Raw genomic sequence first — 14,010 nt, 5'->3', positions numbered from 1 at the left:
AGGGGCAGATCGTGACCGGTGGTGCGGGTGTGACGGGTCAGGCGAGTGCGGGCTCGCTCGAGCCGGTCAGCGAGAGCAGCTCGTGGGCGATCGCGGCGTCGCGCTGCGCGCGCAGCTCCTCCAGCTCCAGCTCCAGCCGCCGCACCTTCGCACGGAGGACGGCGTTCTCCTCGACCATGCGCAGCTGCGCGGGGGCGACGACGTGACCGAACAGGGCCTTGGCCATGGCTGGAACGGCCTTTCAGACAGCGAGAGGGTGAGCCGGCGCCCCGGACTCCGGTCGGCGCGGCTGTGGTAGTGCCAGGGTGACAGGCCCGCAGACGCAGGTCAACGGCGACGATGCTTGCTCACCGTGTCCGGGGGATGTCGTTTTCGTCACTCTGCGGTGAAGCTCAGGACCGGCGCGCCGAGGCCGACGACGCCCGAGGGCGCGGCTGGCAGACCGGGCAGCTGTAGCTGGAGCGGTTCATGAACGACTCGCGGCGGATCGGCGTCCCGCAGCGGGGACAAGGCCGGTCGAGCTGCCCGTAGACGGCGAGGAAGCGGGAGAAGTAGCCGCTCTGCCCGTTGACGTCGACGTAGAGCGAGTCGAAGGAGGTGCCGCCCTGGGCCAGCGCCTCCCCCAGAACGTCGCGGATCCCCTCGAGCAGGCCGGCGACCTGCGCGCGGGTGAGCTTGTCGGTGGGCCGGGCCCCGTGCAGCCGAGCCCGCCAGAGCGCCTCGTCGGCGTAGATGTTGCCGACGCCGCCGATCAGGGTCTGGTCGAGCAGGGCGCGCTTGACCTCGGTGCGCCGGCGGCGCAGCGCCGCGGAGAAGGCGTCCACGTCGAAGGCCTCGTCCAGCGGATCGATCGCGATGTGCGCCAGCCGCGGCGGCACGGACTCCCCGGCGCCCAGCTCCTCGACCGCGAGCCCGCCGAACGTGCGCTGGTCGACGAAGCGCAGCTCGCGGCCGCGGTCGGTGAAGGTGAAGCGGGCGCGCAGGTGGGTCTCGTCGGGCGCGGACGGCTTCTCGACCAGCAGCTGCCCGCTCATGCCCAGGTGGGCGACGAGCGCACGGCCGGTCGGGGCACCTCCGGGCTCGGCGACGGGCAGCCAGAGGTACTTGCCGCGTCGATGGGCGGCGGTCAGCGTCCGGCCGGTCAGCGCCTGGACGAAGGAGTCGGTGCCCTCGAGGTGACGGCGGATCGCGCGCGGGTGGTGCACCTGCACGGAGGCCACCGTGCGACCGGCGACCCACTGCTCCAGGCCCCGCCGTACGACCTCGACCTCGGGTAGTTCGGGCACGGGCGTCAGGCCTCGGTGGACAGCGCGCGCCAGGCCACCTCGGCGGCCTCCTGCTCGGCCGCCTTCTTGGTGCGGCCCTGACCCCGGCCGCGCACCGTGCCGGCCAGCAGGACGGCGGCGGTGAAGGTCTTCGCGTGGTCGGGACCCTCGTCCTGGGTCTCGTAGCTCGGGGCGCCCAGACCGAGCGCCGCGCCGAGCTCCTGGAGGCTGGTCTTCCAGTCCAGGCCGGCGCCGCGGGTCGCGGACTCGACGAGCAGCGGGTCGAACAGCCGGTGCACGAGTGCCGAGGCGGTGTCCAGCCCGCAGCCGAGGTGCACCGCACCGATCAGCGCCTCGACCGCGTCGGCGAGGATCGAGTCCTTCTCGCGGCCCCCGGTGGTCTCCTCGCCACGGCCGAGCAGCAGGTGCGGTCCGACACCGCCGTCCCCGAGCCGCCGGGCGACGCCGGCCAGCGAGGTCATGTTCACGACCGAGGCGCGCAGCTTGGCCAGCTGCCCCTCGGGCAGGTCCGGCTGGCTGCGGTACAGCTCGTCGGTCACGACGAGGCCGAGCACCGAGTCGCCGAGGAACTCGAGGCGCTCGTTGGTCGGCAGACCGCCGTTCTCGTACGCGAACGACCGGTGGGTCAGGGCCAGGTCGAGCAGCCCGTCGGGCAGCTCGACACCGAGGGCGGACCGCGCCCACGCGGCGGCGCGCGCGGCGTGCTCCGGACCGCCCGGGGGACGGCCGGCGGTGCTCCCCTGCTCGGGGTGCGTCACAGCGGCCGCCCTCCCACCGGCGATGCGGTCGTCGATCAGACCGACAGGACCTGGCGGCCGGAGTGCTGACCGCAGTTCGGGCAGGCGATGTGCGGCGGCTTGAGCTCACCGCAGGCGCGGTTGGGGCACGGCGCGAGCGTGGGGGCGACGGCCTTCCACTGCGAGCGGCGCATGCGGGTGTTGGCGCGGGACATCTTCCGCTTCGGGACGGCCATCAGTTCTCCTTGGTGGTGTCGTCACCGGGGGTGCCCGGTGAGGAGGCGAATCGTTCGGCGAGGCCGGCCCAGCGCGGGTCGGTGATCTCGTGGGCGTGGTCGGCGGGCAGATCGTCGAGCCGCTGCCCGCAGTCGACGCACAGCCCGGCGCAGTCCTCGGTGCACACCGGCGAGAGCGGCAGGCTGAGGACGACGGTGTCGCGGGCCAGGGGCTCGAGGTCGAGGAAGTCGCCGTCGACGAGGCGGACCTCGTCCTCCTCGCTGGTCGCCTCGGTGGTGCTGCCCTCGTAGGCGTAGAGCTCCTGGACGTCGAGGGTGAGCGTGTCCTCGATCGGCTCGAGGCAGCGGGCGCAGGAACCGACGAGCGGCACCTGGATCTCCCCGGAGACCAGCACGCCCTCCATCACCGACTCCAGTCGCAGCCGCAGGTGCACGTCGGCGCCGGCCGGCACGCCGATGAGCTCGACCTTCCACTCCTCGGGAGCGGGCGCCGTGCGCTCGAGCTCCTGCATCGCGCCCGCACGCCGACCGAGTTCCCGGAGGTCGATCCGCCAGGGGTTGGCGGAGGGACGCCGGCCCGAGGTGCGGGCGGCGTCGCGGCGGGGCGCAGGAGCGGCAGGCATGTCAGTACTCGCGGTAGGTAGTGGGGAGGAGCCCGACCCGGGGCGGAACCACCGGAACTCGAACCGAGACGCCAGCCTACCCGACCGGCAGAGGGCGACCGCTCCCGGCGAGGGAGATCACTCGCGGAGGGTCGAGCGGGCCTTCTCGACCGAGCGCAGCATCCGCTCGAGCGTCGTGCCGAAGTCGGCCAGCCGGGTGTCGACGTACTCGTCCACCTCGGCGCGCATGCGGGCGGCCTCAGTGTGTGCCTGGGCGCCGAGCTCGTCGGCCCGGTCGACCGCGGTGCGGTAGACCTCGGTCTCGGTGATGAGCCGCTCGTGCTCGCCCTGCGCCTCGGCGATCATCGCCTCCCGGCGACGGCGTCCGTCGGCGATGAGCGCCTCCGCCTCGCCCTCCGCCTCGACGATCAGCTGCTCGGCGTCGGCCTGCGCCTGGGCGAGCAGCTCGTCGCGCTGACGGCGGGCGGTGCCCAGCAGCTCGTCGCGCTGCCGCCGGCCGGCCTCCAGCAGCCGCTCGGCCTCCTCGCGGGTCTGGGTGGTCAGCCGCTCGGCCTCGGCCTGGGCCTGCTGGAGGATCTCGGTGCGCTGCTCGACGATGGCGCCGGCGGCCTGGACGTCCTCGGGCAGGGACTCGCGCAGGTCGTCGAGCAGGTCGAGGACGTGGTCGCGCGGGATCATGCAGGAGCTCGACATCGGGACGCTGCGGGCGTTCTCGATGACGGTGGTGAGCTCGTCGACGGTCTCGTAGAGCCGGTAGACGACCTCGGTGGTGTTCATGCGCCCGGGGCGCGTCACGACGACCCCTCGCCGCGGGCCCGCGCGCGCAGCCGGTCGTCGACGACCTTCGGCACCAGCCGCGAGACGTCCCCGCCGAAGGTGGCGATCTGCTTGACCAGGCTCGACGAGAGGTGGCCGACCTGCGGCGCCGTCGGGACGAACAGCGTCTCGATCGCGGCCAGCTCGCGGTTCATCTGGGCCATCTGCAGCTCGTACTCGAAGTCGCTGACCGCGCGCAGGCCCTTGACGATCACCGGGATGTCGTGGGCACCGCAGTAGTCGACGAGCAACCCCTGGAAGCTGTCCACGCGGACGTTGGTCAGGTGGCCGACGGCCTCGCGGAGGAGTTCCATGCGCTCCTCGACCGGGAAGAACCCCGCCTTGCCCGGGTTCACCAGCACCGCCACGACCAGTTCGTCGTACAGCGCGGCGGCGCGGTTGATGACGTCGACGTGGCCGTTGGTGACCGGGTCGAACGATCCGGGGCACACGGCGCGTCTCACGACAGCCGACCGTACCGGAGCAGGGCCTCCCCGTAGCGCCGATCCCGCACTCCGGTCAGGGGTGTCGGCCATTCCCAGGGCTCGTCACGGCGGCCGCGCTCGACGACCAGGACCGCGTCGGGAGCCAGCCAGCCGCCCGAGACGAGCGATCCCAGGACGGCGAGCACCTCCTCGCCCGGGGTCGCGTACGGCGGATCGGCGAGGACGAGGTCGTAGCGCTCCGGCGGCGGGCCGGCGACGACGGTGGGCACCGAACCCGCCTGCACGCGTCCGCCGGGCAGCCCGACGGTGGCCAGGTTCGCCCGCAGCACCGGCAGGACCCCGCCGCCGTTCTCCACGAACAGCACCGACCGTGCACCGCGGCTGAGCGCCTCGAGCCCGAGCGCGCCCGAGCCGGCGTAGAGGTCCAGGACGGCGGCCCCCTCCAGCTCCAGCATCGAGCCGAGGCTATTGAACAGTGCTCCCCGGGCCTTGTCGCCGGTCGGCCGCACCCCTGTGCGCGGAACGGCCAGCCTCCTGCCCCCGGCGACCCCGGCGATCAGCCTGGTCATGCCTTCTCCAGCCATCCGGCGCGCTCGTCGGTGGCCAGCGCGGCGACCTCGGCGGCGAGCCCGGGGTGGTCGGCCAGGCCGCGGTCGGTGGAGAGCAGGGCGGTGGCCTCGGTGCGGGCGGTGGCGATGAGCTCCTCGTCCTCCAGCAGCGAGAGCAGCCGGATGCCCGAGCGCCGGCCCGACTGGGCGGCCCCCAGCACGTCGCCCTCCCGGCGGGTCTCCAGGTCCAGCCGCGCCAGCTCGAAGCCGTCGGAGGTGGCGGCGACGGCGGCCAGCCGCTGCCCCGTCGGGGAGGAGGTCGGCGCCTCGGTGACCAGCAGACAGAGGCCCGGGTGCGCACCCCGGGCGACGCGGCCGCGCAGCTGGTGCAGCTGGCTGACCCCGAACCGGTCGGCGTCCATGACCACCATGACGGTGGCGTTGGGCACGTCGACCCCGACCTCGACGACGGTGGTGGCCACCAGCACCTGGGTCTCACCGGCGGCGAAGGCGCGCATGCTGGCGTCCTTCTCCTCCGGGGTCATCCGGCCGTGCAGGACGTCCAGCCGCAGCCCGGCCAGCGGACCGCTGCGGAGCAGCTCGGCGACGTCCAGGACGGCCAGCGGCGGACGGCGGTCGGTGCGCGCGCCCTCGTCGTCGGCCGGTGCGCCGTCGGCGTCCTCGGGCTCGTCCTCGCCGGGGACGTCGCCGATGCGGGGGCAGACGACGTAGGCCTGGCGCCCGGCGGCGACCTCCTCGCGCAGCCGCGCCCACGCGCGGTCGACCCAGCCGGGCTTCTCCACCGCCGGCACGACGGAGCTGGAGACGCCGCCGCGGCCGCTGGGCAGCTGCCGCAGGGTGGAGATCTCCAGGTCGCCGTAGACGGTCATCGCGACGGTGCGCGGGATGGGGGTGGCGGTCATGACCAGCACGTGCGGCGGCCGGCTGCCCTTGGCGCGCAGGGCGTCGCGCTGCTCGACGCCGAAGCGGTGCTGCTCGTCGACGACGACCAGGCCGAGGTCGGCGAACTCCACGGTCTCCTGCAGCAGCGCGTGCGTACCGATCACGATGCCGGCGCTGCCGTCGGCGACCTCGGCCAGCGCCTGCCGCTTCGCCGCCGCCTTGAGCGAACCGGTGAGCAGGGTGACCCGGGTGCCGGCGGGGTCGCCGTCCAGCTCGCCGGCCCGGCCCAGCGGCCCGAGGAGCTGGCGGATGCCGCGGGCGTGCTGGGCGGCGAGCACCTCGGTGGGGGCGAGCAGCGCGGCCTGGCCGCCGGCGTCGACCACCTGGGCCATCGCCCGCAGCGCCACCACCGTCTTGCCGGAGCCGACCTCGCCCTGCAGCAGCCGGTGCATCGGCTGGTCCCGGTCCAGCTCGGCGGCGAGCTCTTCCCCCACCTCCCGCTGGCCCTCGGTGAGGGCGAAGGGCAGGGCGGCGTCGACAGCGTCGAGCAGGCCGCCGGCATCGCGCGGCCGCGCGATGCCGGGCTCGAGAGCGGCCGCGCGGCGGCGGGCGGCGAGGGTGAGCTGGAGGACCAGCGCCTCGTCCCACTTGAGCCGGGACGCCGCGCGCTCGACGTCGTCGGTCGTGGTGGGCCGGTGGATGTCCAGCAGGGCGTCGGGCAGCGGGAGCAGCCCGTGGCGGGACCGGACCTCCTCGGGCAGCGGGTCCTCGACCAGCTCCCCCAGCCCACCGGAGGCACCCAGCAGCAGCTTCACCGACTTCTGGATCACCCAGCTGGAGACGTCCTTGCTCGCCGGGTAGATCGGCACCAGGGCCCGCGCCCAGTCGTCCTCGTCGTCGGCCCCGTCCAGCAGGTGCATGTCGGGGTGGGCGAACTGCTTCTCCCCGCGCCACTCCCCCACGGTGCCGGCGAACATCCCCCACGCTCCGGGCTTGAGCTGCGCGTGCCGGTGGTTGAAGAACACCAGCTTCATGCGCCCGCTGCCGTCACCGACCACCACCTCGGTGAGCGAACCCCGCCGGTTGCGCATCGGCCGGGTGGTCACGCTCCGGACCTGGGCCAGCACGGTCACCCGGTCGCCCACCTGGACGTCGGCGAGGTCGGCCTGCTCGCCGCGGCTGGCGTAGCGGCGCGGGTAGTGCCGGAGCAGGTCGCTCACCGTCTCCAGGCCCAGCTGCTCGCTCATGCCGGTGGCCGTCTTGGGACCCAGCACGCGGGCGAGCGGCGTCCGCATGGTCACGGCCACGTCAGGCTCGCCGGCTCACTCGACGCCCACCTGCAGGGGGATCGCTGCGGGTCCACCGCCGTAGCGCACCACCTCGATCGTGGGGTGCCGCGAGGCGAGGTGGCCGCACACGGCGTCGCCGAGCCCCTCGTCCGGGCCGACGAGCAGCGTGGCCATCTCCCCGCCGGCGGAGAGCAGGCGGTCGAGCAGGTCGCGGGCCACGTCGGCGAGGTCCTGGCCGATGACGACCACGTCGCCCTCGGCCGACCCCAGGACGTCCCCCGGCTGGCAGCGGCCGGCCGAGGTGAGCGCCTCCTGCTCGGCGAGGGTGACCTCGGCCCAGCGGGTGGCCGCGGCGGCCTCCGCCATGGCGATGACGTCGTCCCCGAAGCGCCGGCCGGGATCGCCGACGGCGCAGGCGGCCAGCCCCTGGACCGGTGAGCGGGTCGGGACGACGCCGACCTCGCGGCCCAGCTCCCGGGCCCGGGCGGCGGCGCGCGCGGCGACCGGCAGCAGGTCGCCGTCGTTGGGCAGCACGGCCACCTCGTGGGCGGCGGAACCGATGATCTCGTCGAGGACGTCGTCCTCGGTCACGCCGTCGGGGCCGCAGGTGACCACCCGGACGCCCGCGGCGCCGAACAGCTCCGCCAGCCCGTCGCTGGACACGACGGCGACCAGCGCCCGCGTGCCGGCCTCCGGCGCGGGCGGGAGGACGGGCGCGAGCGGCGAGACCGAGATCCGGTAGGGGCGCCCGGCCTCGATGCCGGCCTCGATCGCCGCTCCGACGTCGGAGACGTGCACGTGCACGTTCCACTCCCGCCCCGTGGGTGTGTCGACGCCGACGACGACGAGGCTGTCCCCCAGCCCGGCGAGGCGGGCGTGCAACCGGGCGACGGAGTCCTCGTCGGCGTCGGCGAGGAGGTACTGGACCTCGCTGCCGGGCCCGGGCGGGGGCTGGTGCGGGAGGTGCCGGGGGTCGGGGCGGTGGGCGTGCAGGTGACCGGTTTCGCGACGGGTGGCCAGCGGCGGGCGGGCCGGCTCGACCCCGGTCACCGTGGTGACCAGGGCGTCGAGCACCAGGCACAGCCCGGCACCACCGGCGTCGACCACGCCGGCGTCCCGCAGCGCCGCCAGCTGACCGGGGGTGCGGTCGAGTGCCACCCGTGCGCCGTCGGCGGCTCCGGTGACGACGTCGGCCAGCGTGTCGCGGCCCGCCCCGACCTGCGCCACCGCCGCCTCGGCCGCGCCCCGGGCGACGCTGAGGAACGTGCCCTCCTCCGGGTCGGCCACGGCGGTGTAGGCGGTGTCGGCGGCCTTCTGCAACGCCGCGGCGAGCGCCGGACCGTCGGCCGGGGGCTGGCCGGCGAGCTGGTCGGCGAGGCCGCGCAGCAGCTGGGCGAGGATCGTGCCGGAGTTGCCGCGGGCACCCAGCACCGCGCCCCGGGAGAGCACCGACCACGAGGGCTCGGTGGTGCGGTCGCCCTCCCGCTCGAGGGCGGCGAGCGCCGCCTGGGCGGTGAGCAGCAGGTTGGTGCCGGTGTCCCCGTCGGGCACGGGGAAGACGTTCATCTCGTCGAGGCGGCCGCGGGCTCCGGACAGCGCGTCGACCGCGGTGCGGCACCATCGACCGACCGCGGCCTCGTCCAGGGCCTCCAGCACGGCCGGAGGGTACCCGTGGAGCACGACAGCGCCGGTGGCCACGACCCCGGGTGGGGGCAGTGGCGGCACGCCGTCCCGGGAGCGGTTAGACTCCTGGACGGTCTTGTTGCGGGTGCTTCCTTGCCCCGCCGTCTGTGAACGATTTCTTTCTGGGAGTGATCCACCGTGGCTGCCGTGTGCGATGTCTGTGGCAAGGGCCCCGGTTTCGGTATGTCGGTGTCTCACTCGCACCGCCGCACGCCGCGCCGTTGGAACCCGAACATCCAGTCCGTGCGGGCGCTGATCGCCCCCGGCAACCGCCGGCGCATCAACGCCTGCACCTCGTGCATCCGCGCGGGCAAGGTCGTGCGCGCCTGACGCAGGGCGCACGCGACACCTGAACATCGCGGCGAACCCCGGAGGTCCTCGGACCTCCGGGGTTCGTCGTGCGTGCCCGGTCCGAGCTCAGTCCGCGCCGATCCCCCGGCTCCGGGCCGCCGTCACGACGAGGTCGACGACGGTGTCCACCGACAGGGCCGTGCTGTCGATCACCAGGTGGTAGTGCTTGGGCGAGGACGCGTCGACCCGGTAGAAGTGCCGGACGTAGGCCTCGCGGGCGCGGTCGTTGGCGTCCATCTCGCGGCGGATCTCCTCGGCTGAGCGGCCGTAGCGCGCCACGGCGACCTGCAGGCGCCGTTGCCGCGGCCCCCCGAGGCGCACGTGCAGCACGTCGGGCCGCTCGCCCAGCACCATCGCCGCCGCCCGGCCGAGCACCACGCCACCGACGCCGGCCGGCGAGGCGATCTCGGTGAGCACCCGCTCGGTCTGCTCGCGGAACGCACGGGCGTCGGGTATGCCCGGGCCCGGCATGACGCCGCCGACGGTGTCGGGCATGGTGCCCAGGCCCGCCACCAGCCGCCACAGCCCCCCGACGACGGTCTCGTCGTTGGCCTCGGCCTCCTCGACCGGCACCCCCAGCCGGCCGGCGACCTGCGCCGGGATCATCCGGTCGTGGAACGGCAGGTGCAGGTGCTCGGCGACGGCCGGCGCGATCTCCGGACCACCCGCCCCGTAGGCAGCCGACAGCGTCACGACGCCCATGAGTTCCCCTTCGTCCCGCCGGTGACTTCGTCGCGCTGCTCGAGCTCCCTGCCCAGGAACACCGCGTCCGGCGCACATGCGTACACCCCGTAGCCCCGTACCGGCCGGTAGCCCAGCCGGTCGTAGAGAGCCAGCGCCTCGGGCTGCTCCTGCCCGGTGTTGAGCACGACGGAGCGGTGCCCGGCCCGGGCGGCGCTGTCCTCCAGCGCGGCCATGAGCCGCCGCGCCAGCCCCCGGCGCCGGAAGGGCGGCTCGACGTAGACCCGCTTGATCTCCACGTCGCCCGAGGGCAGGACCCGCCATGCGCCGCACCCGGCGGGCACCCCGTCCACCTCGGCGACGAGGAACAGGCCCGCCGGCGGCGCGAAGTCGGCGGGCGCCACGACGGCCTCGTCCCGCCCGCCGTAGCGCTGCACGTACTCCTGCTGGACCTGCTCGACCAGGTACCGGGCGACCGGGTCGTCGTAGGGCACCGCGCGCAGCCGCAGCGTCGCGCCGTCGGGCAGCGGCTCAGCCGAAGTGCGCATGTCCGGTCCCCTCCGCGCCGACCGCTCGGACCACCGCCTCGGCGGGCACCCCGTCCACGTGCACGCCGGCCGCCGTCCCCGCTGGGCGCACGACGCCGATCGCGGTCCACCCCGCGGGCAGCGGGGCACCGGCCGGGAACGTCGCCACGAGGGCATGGTCCTCACCACCGGTGAGCACCCACGCCAGCGGGTCGGTGCCCAGCGCCGCGCCCACCTGCTGCAGCGGGCCGTCCGGGACCAGGCAGGCCTCGACGAGCGCGGCCCGGTCCAGGTCGAGGACCACGTCGCTCGCGGTCGCGATGTGCCCGGTGTCGGCCAGCAGGCCGTCGCTCACGTCGCACATGGCGGTCGCCCCGGCCTCGGCCGCCGCCGGGCCGGCCGCGTAGGGCGGCGAGGGGCGGCGGTGGGCGGCGACGGCGGCCAGCGGGCTGCTGAAGCCGCGGCGGAGCACCGCCAGGCCGCACGCCGACCAGCCCAGTCGGCCGGCGAGCGCGACGACGTCACCCGGCCGTGCCCCCGACCGCAGCACCGGCCGGCGCCCGCCCAGGTCGCCCAGCGCCGTCACCGACAGGACGACGGCGTCGCTGCCGGGCGCGGCCGCCACCGTGTCGCCGCCCACGACGGCGGCACCGAGCGGCGCGCACTCCTCGGCCAGACCCGTCGCGACGCCCTCGAGCCAGCTCGTGGGCGTGTCGGGCGGGCACGCCAGGCCCACCAGCAGCGCGGTCGTCGTGGCTCCCATCGCGGCGACGTCGGCCAGGTTCGCCGCCGCCGCCTTGTGCCCGACGTCCTCGGGCGACGACCAGTCGCGCCGGAAGTGGCGGCCCTCGACCAGCACGTCGGTGGTCGCGACGACGCGGCCGTCGGGCGCGGCCAGCACCGCGGCGTCGTCGCCCGGCCCGACCTCGGTGACGGTCGCCGCGCCACCCCGGGCCACGACGCGGGCGATGACGCCGAACTCGCCCACCGCGCGGACGCTGTCGGCCTGGTCCGGGCGCGGCACGAGGGGGCGGGGCCGAGTCACGAGGTGCCTCCGGTCACTGGGGTAGGTTGCCGAACTGTCCGCCACCCGGCGGGGACGACGTATCGGCCGAGTTGCCGGAGGAAGGATCTCCCGTGGTCCACGCCTACATCCTCATCCAGACCGAGGTCGGCAAGGCCGCCCAGGTCGCCGCCACGATCAGCGAGATCAGCGGCGTGACCCGGGCGGAGGACGTCACCGGCCCCTACGACGTCATCGTCCGCGCCGAGGCCGAGACCGTCGACGACCTGGGCCGCCTCGTGGTCGCCCGCGTGCAGTCGGTCGACGGCATCACGCGCACGCTGACCTGCCCCGTCGTCAACATCTGACGGCCGTCCGACCTCACCGGCCCCACCCCTGCGAGCGCTGACACCCTGACCGAGCACCCGTCCCCGCCGGACCGCCCCGCCGACCCGCTGCGGCGCGTCGCGCTGATCGCGACCGCCGTCCTGGTCCCGGTGGTGGTGGCGCTGGTGATCCTGGCCAACGTGCTCGGCGGGGACACCGAGGACGACGACGCCGGAGCGCGGGGCCCCGCCGAGATCGAGGGCACGGCCGCGCCGGAGCGCGCCGACCTCCCCCCGCTGCCGGTGGAGGTCCCGCCGGTGAGCCCCGAGGCCGGCGAGTTCTGCCCGGCCGTCATGGCCACCCTGCCCCTGGAGCTGGCCGGTGAGCAGTCGCGGCCGGTCGACTCCGACTCGCTGTTCGCCTACGCGTGGGGCGAGCCGCCGGTCGTCCTCGTCTGCGGGGTCGACCGGCCGGCCGGCTGGGTCGTGGGGGCGTCGGCGATCCAGATCAACGGCGTCCAGTGGCACGTCGACACCAGCGATCCCGACACCACGGTCTGGACCACCGTCGACCGGCCGGTGTACGTGGAGGTCAGCCTGCCGGCCGGTGTCGACAGCGCCCCCGTGACCGCGCTGACCACCGCGCTGGCGGAGGCGCTGCCCTACCAGGAGCCCGTGCCCGGCGAGTGAGCCGGTGGCGAGCCCGGTCACCCGGCGGGCAGCCGGTCCAGCTGGTCGGCCACGACCGCGCTGACCTCCTCGTTCGCGGCGTCGAGCGAGTCGGCGACGGCGCTGACCGAGACGCTGAACGGCCCGCGCGTGCACCACGCGAAGGCGGCGGGGCCGTGCAGCTCCTCCCCGGGACCGGGCTCGTCGACGACCAGGCGCCGGCAGCCCTCGGGCAGGCCCGGTGACCCCTCGCTGAGCAGACCGCCGTAGTGCTCGGCCTCGTTGCGCGCCAGGTCCTCGGCGTAGGCGAGGGCACCCTCGGCGTGCTCGAAGTGGTCGACGAAGACCCCGGTCTGCGACCCCTCCCCCGTTCCGGTGCCCCAGAACCGCTCCCAGCCGTAGCGGTAGCCGTAGTTCTCGAGGACCGCTCGCTCGCGCGCCGGGTCGTCGGAGTAGCCGGCCACGTCCTCCACCCGCTTGGCGCCCGCCGGCGGCTCGATCGCCGCGTCCGGCAGCCGTGGCAGGCCCGAGGGCACCTCGTCGACGACCAGCCGCTCGAGCTCCTCCGGGCTGGCCGGCCCGGACGGGGACGGTGCGGCGGCGACCGCGCCCTCGCCCTCCCGCCCGCAGCCGGACGCAGCGGTCAGGACGGGGACGAGCAGGAGCAGGACGGCGACCCGCTGCGCGCGGGAGCACCGTCCGGAGTTCACCGTGGTGCCAGAGCGCCGGTCACGAGCCGGTCGACCAGCTCGGCGAAGTCGACGCCGGTGGCGGCCCACATGCGGGCGAACATCGAGATCGGGGTGAACCCCGGCATGGTGTTCACCTCGTTGATGACCAGCCGGTCGCGCCCGTCGGGATCGGTGCCGAGGAAGAAGTCGACCCGCGCCAGGCCGCGGCAGTCCAGGGCCAGGTAGGCCCGGCGCGCGGCGGCCTGCACCGCCGCGGTCCGCTCGGGCGTGAGGTCGGCGGGGATGTCGAACTCGGCGGCGTCGTCGAGGTACTTGGCGGCGAAGTCGTACCAGTCGACGTCCTCGTGCAGCCGGATCTCGGCCGGCAGGCTGGCCTCGGGCAGGCCGGTGCCCCGCGCCGCGAGCACGCCGCACTCGATCTCGCGGCCGGGGACGGCGGCCTCGACGATCACCTTGGCGTCGTGGGCGGCGGCCTCGGCGACCGCGGCGGGGAACTGCGCCCAGTCGGTGACCCGGGTGATGCCGATGCTGGAGCCGGCGCGGGCGGGCTTGACGAACACCGGCAGGCCGAGCCGGTCGCGGTCGGCCTCGTCCAGCACCGCCGGATCGGCGCAGAGCGCGCCGTGCGCGTCGCGCAGGACGACGTGCTCGCCCTGCGGCAGGCCGGCGGCGGCCAGGAGCTTCTTGGTGAACTCCTTGTCCATGGAGGCGGCGGAGGCGAACACCCCCGAGCCCACGTAGGGCAGCCCGGTCATCTCCAGCAGGCCCTGGATCGTGCCGTCCTCGCCGTAGGCCCCGTGCAGCACGGGGAAGACGACGTCGACCTCGGTGAGCGCCCGGCCGACCGCCTCCCCGGGCTCCAGCACGGCCAGCCCGCGTCCGTCGGGGTCGCCGACCAGGGAGACCGCCGTGCCGCCGGAGACCTCGGGGAGCGCGCCGTCGGTGATCGCCAGCTGCTGGTCGGGACCGGTCAGGACCCAGCGGCCGTCCCGGGCGATGCCGACCGGCACCACCTCGTAGCGCTCGGGGTCCAGGGCCGCCATCACGCTCCCGGCCGAGACGCAGGAGATGGCGTGCTCGGCGCTGCGGCCCCCGAACACGACTGCGACCCGCACCTTGCTCCCCTGCCCGCTCATCGGGACGACCCTAGCTGCCGGTGCCCGGGCCCTGCGCTGTCCGGGCCGGACCGCTCCG

Annotated in this window: 18 protein-coding genes; 3 read left to right on the top strand and 15 right to left on the bottom strand. The window is 75.2% G+C overall.

What is annotated here, in order from left to right; all coding sequences use genetic code 11:
• Positions 1-37: 37 nt before the first annotated feature.
• The 10 genes from ACI793_RS11105 to ACI793_RS11060 all read right to left on the bottom strand — a co-directional run bounded on the left by ACI793_RS11105 (position 38) and on the right by ACI793_RS11060 (position 8,540).
• Positions 38-226: a hypothetical protein gene (locus tag ACI793_RS11105; RefSeq protein WP_456606432.1), complete on the bottom strand. Its 189-nt coding sequence runs from the start codon at positions 224-226 to the stop codon at positions 38-40.
• A 166-nt stretch (positions 227-392) separates the two neighbouring features.
• Complete coding sequence (mutM, locus tag ACI793_RS11100; protein ID WP_456606431.1) at positions 393-1,286, bottom strand: bifunctional DNA-formamidopyrimidine glycosylase/DNA-(apurinic or apyrimidinic site) lyase; 894 nt, start codon at positions 1,284-1,286, stop codon at positions 393-395.
• 5 nt (positions 1,287-1,291) lie between these two features.
• Positions 1,292-2,044 (bottom strand): ribonuclease III, encoded by a 753-nt coding sequence (gene rnc, locus ACI793_RS11095; protein ID WP_456606430.1) that lies wholly within the window; start codon positions 2,042-2,044, stop codon positions 1,292-1,294.
• A gap of 35 nt (positions 2,045-2,079) precedes the next feature.
• Positions 2,080-2,259: a 50S ribosomal protein L32 gene (rpmF, locus tag ACI793_RS11090; RefSeq protein ID WP_200490685.1), complete on the bottom strand. Its 180-nt coding sequence runs from the start codon at positions 2,257-2,259 to the stop codon at positions 2,080-2,082.
• Complete coding sequence (locus tag ACI793_RS11085; protein ID WP_456606429.1) at positions 2,259-2,882, bottom strand: YceD family protein; 624 nt, start codon at positions 2,880-2,882, stop codon at positions 2,259-2,261. The genes rpmF and ACI793_RS11085 overlap by 1 nt, the downstream gene beginning before the upstream one ends.
• A gap of 117 nt (positions 2,883-2,999) precedes the next feature.
• Positions 3,000-3,677: a hypothetical protein gene (locus tag ACI793_RS11080; RefSeq protein WP_456606428.1), complete on the bottom strand. Its 678-nt coding sequence runs from the start codon at positions 3,675-3,677 to the stop codon at positions 3,000-3,002.
• Positions 3,674-4,162 (bottom strand): pantetheine-phosphate adenylyltransferase, encoded by a 489-nt coding sequence (gene coaD / locus ACI793_RS11075; protein WP_456606427.1) that lies wholly within the window; start codon positions 4,160-4,162, stop codon positions 3,674-3,676. The genes ACI793_RS11080 and coaD overlap by 4 nt, the downstream gene beginning before the upstream one ends.
• The gene (gene rsmD / locus ACI793_RS11070) at positions 4,159-4,713 is read right to left on the bottom strand and encodes a 16S rRNA (guanine(966)-N(2))-methyltransferase RsmD (RefSeq protein WP_456606426.1); all 555 of its coding nucleotides are present in this window, start codon (positions 4,711-4,713) and stop codon (positions 4,159-4,161) included. The genes coaD and rsmD overlap by 4 nt, the downstream gene beginning before the upstream one ends.
• Positions 4,710-6,890 (bottom strand): ATP-dependent DNA helicase RecG, encoded by a 2,181-nt coding sequence (gene recG, locus ACI793_RS11065; protein ID WP_456606495.1) that lies wholly within the window; start codon positions 6,888-6,890, stop codon positions 4,710-4,712. The genes rsmD and recG overlap by 4 nt, the downstream gene beginning before the upstream one ends.
• 27 nt (positions 6,891-6,917) lie before the next feature.
• A complete protein-coding gene (locus ACI793_RS11060) occupies positions 6,918-8,540 on the bottom strand; it encodes a DAK2 domain-containing protein (RefSeq protein WP_456606425.1) in 1,623 nt (540 codons plus the stop codon).
• 165 nt (positions 8,541-8,705) lie between these two features.
• Here ACI793_RS11060 and rpmB point away from each other — a divergent pair, with 165 nt between their 5' ends.
• Positions 8,706-8,897 carry a 50S ribosomal protein L28 gene (gene rpmB / locus ACI793_RS11055; protein WP_029339036.1) on the top strand — a complete coding sequence of 64 codons (192 nt, stop codon included), beginning with the start codon at positions 8,706-8,708 and terminating at the stop codon, positions 8,895-8,897.
• A gap of 87 nt (positions 8,898-8,984) precedes the next feature.
• Here the strand turns inward: rpmB and ACI793_RS11050 are convergent, their stop codons facing one another.
• From ACI793_RS11050 to ACI793_RS11040, 3 genes are read right to left on the bottom strand one after another with little or no spacing between them, the layout of a single operon-like run.
• Positions 8,985-9,620, bottom strand: a complete 636-nt coding sequence (locus tag ACI793_RS11050; protein ID WP_456606424.1) for a cytidylate kinase-like family protein — start codon at positions 9,618-9,620, stop codon at positions 8,985-8,987.
• Positions 9,608-10,147 carry a GNAT family N-acetyltransferase gene (locus ACI793_RS11045; RefSeq protein WP_456606423.1) on the bottom strand — a complete coding sequence of 180 codons (540 nt, stop codon included), beginning with the start codon at positions 10,145-10,147 and terminating at the stop codon, positions 9,608-9,610. Before ACI793_RS11045 ends, ACI793_RS11050 begins: the two co-directional genes overlap by 13 nt.
• Complete coding sequence (locus tag ACI793_RS11040) at positions 10,131-11,171, bottom strand: thiamine-phosphate kinase (RefSeq protein ID WP_456606422.1); 1,041 nt, start codon at positions 11,169-11,171, stop codon at positions 10,131-10,133. The genes ACI793_RS11045 and ACI793_RS11040 overlap by 17 nt, the downstream gene beginning before the upstream one ends.
• Positions 11,172-11,263: 92 nt before the next feature.
• On the opposite strand from ACI793_RS11040, the gene ACI793_RS11035 reads away from it, so the two are divergent.
• Both ACI793_RS11035 and ACI793_RS11030 read left to right on the top strand, forming a co-directional pair.
• Entirely contained in the window at positions 11,264-11,497 is a 234-nt protein-coding gene (locus ACI793_RS11035; RefSeq protein ID WP_311346050.1) for an Lrp/AsnC ligand binding domain-containing protein, read from the top strand.
• A gap of 129 nt (positions 11,498-11,626) precedes the next feature.
• Positions 11,627-12,145, top strand: a complete 519-nt coding sequence (locus ACI793_RS11030; protein WP_456606421.1) for a DUF3515 domain-containing protein — start codon at positions 11,627-11,629, stop codon at positions 12,143-12,145.
• A 17-nt stretch (positions 12,146-12,162) separates the two neighbouring features.
• On the opposite strand, the gene ACI793_RS11025 is transcribed toward ACI793_RS11030, so the two are convergent.
• Positions 12,163-12,834 carry a hypothetical protein gene (locus ACI793_RS11025; protein ID WP_456606420.1) on the bottom strand — a complete coding sequence of 224 codons (672 nt, stop codon included), beginning with the start codon at positions 12,832-12,834 and terminating at the stop codon, positions 12,163-12,165.
• Positions 12,831-13,952 carry a D-alanine--D-alanine ligase family protein gene (locus ACI793_RS11020; protein ID WP_456606419.1) on the bottom strand — a complete coding sequence of 374 codons (1,122 nt, stop codon included), beginning with the start codon at positions 13,950-13,952 and terminating at the stop codon, positions 12,831-12,833. The genes ACI793_RS11025 and ACI793_RS11020 overlap by 4 nt, the downstream gene beginning before the upstream one ends.
• Between the last annotated feature and the right edge of the window lie 58 nt (positions 13,953-14,010).

Source organism: Blastococcus sp. SYSU DS0617 (assembly GCF_054051075.1).
The sequence above is the reverse complement of the archived record's forward strand: the minus strand, read 5'-3'. Positions and strand labels throughout refer to the sequence as shown.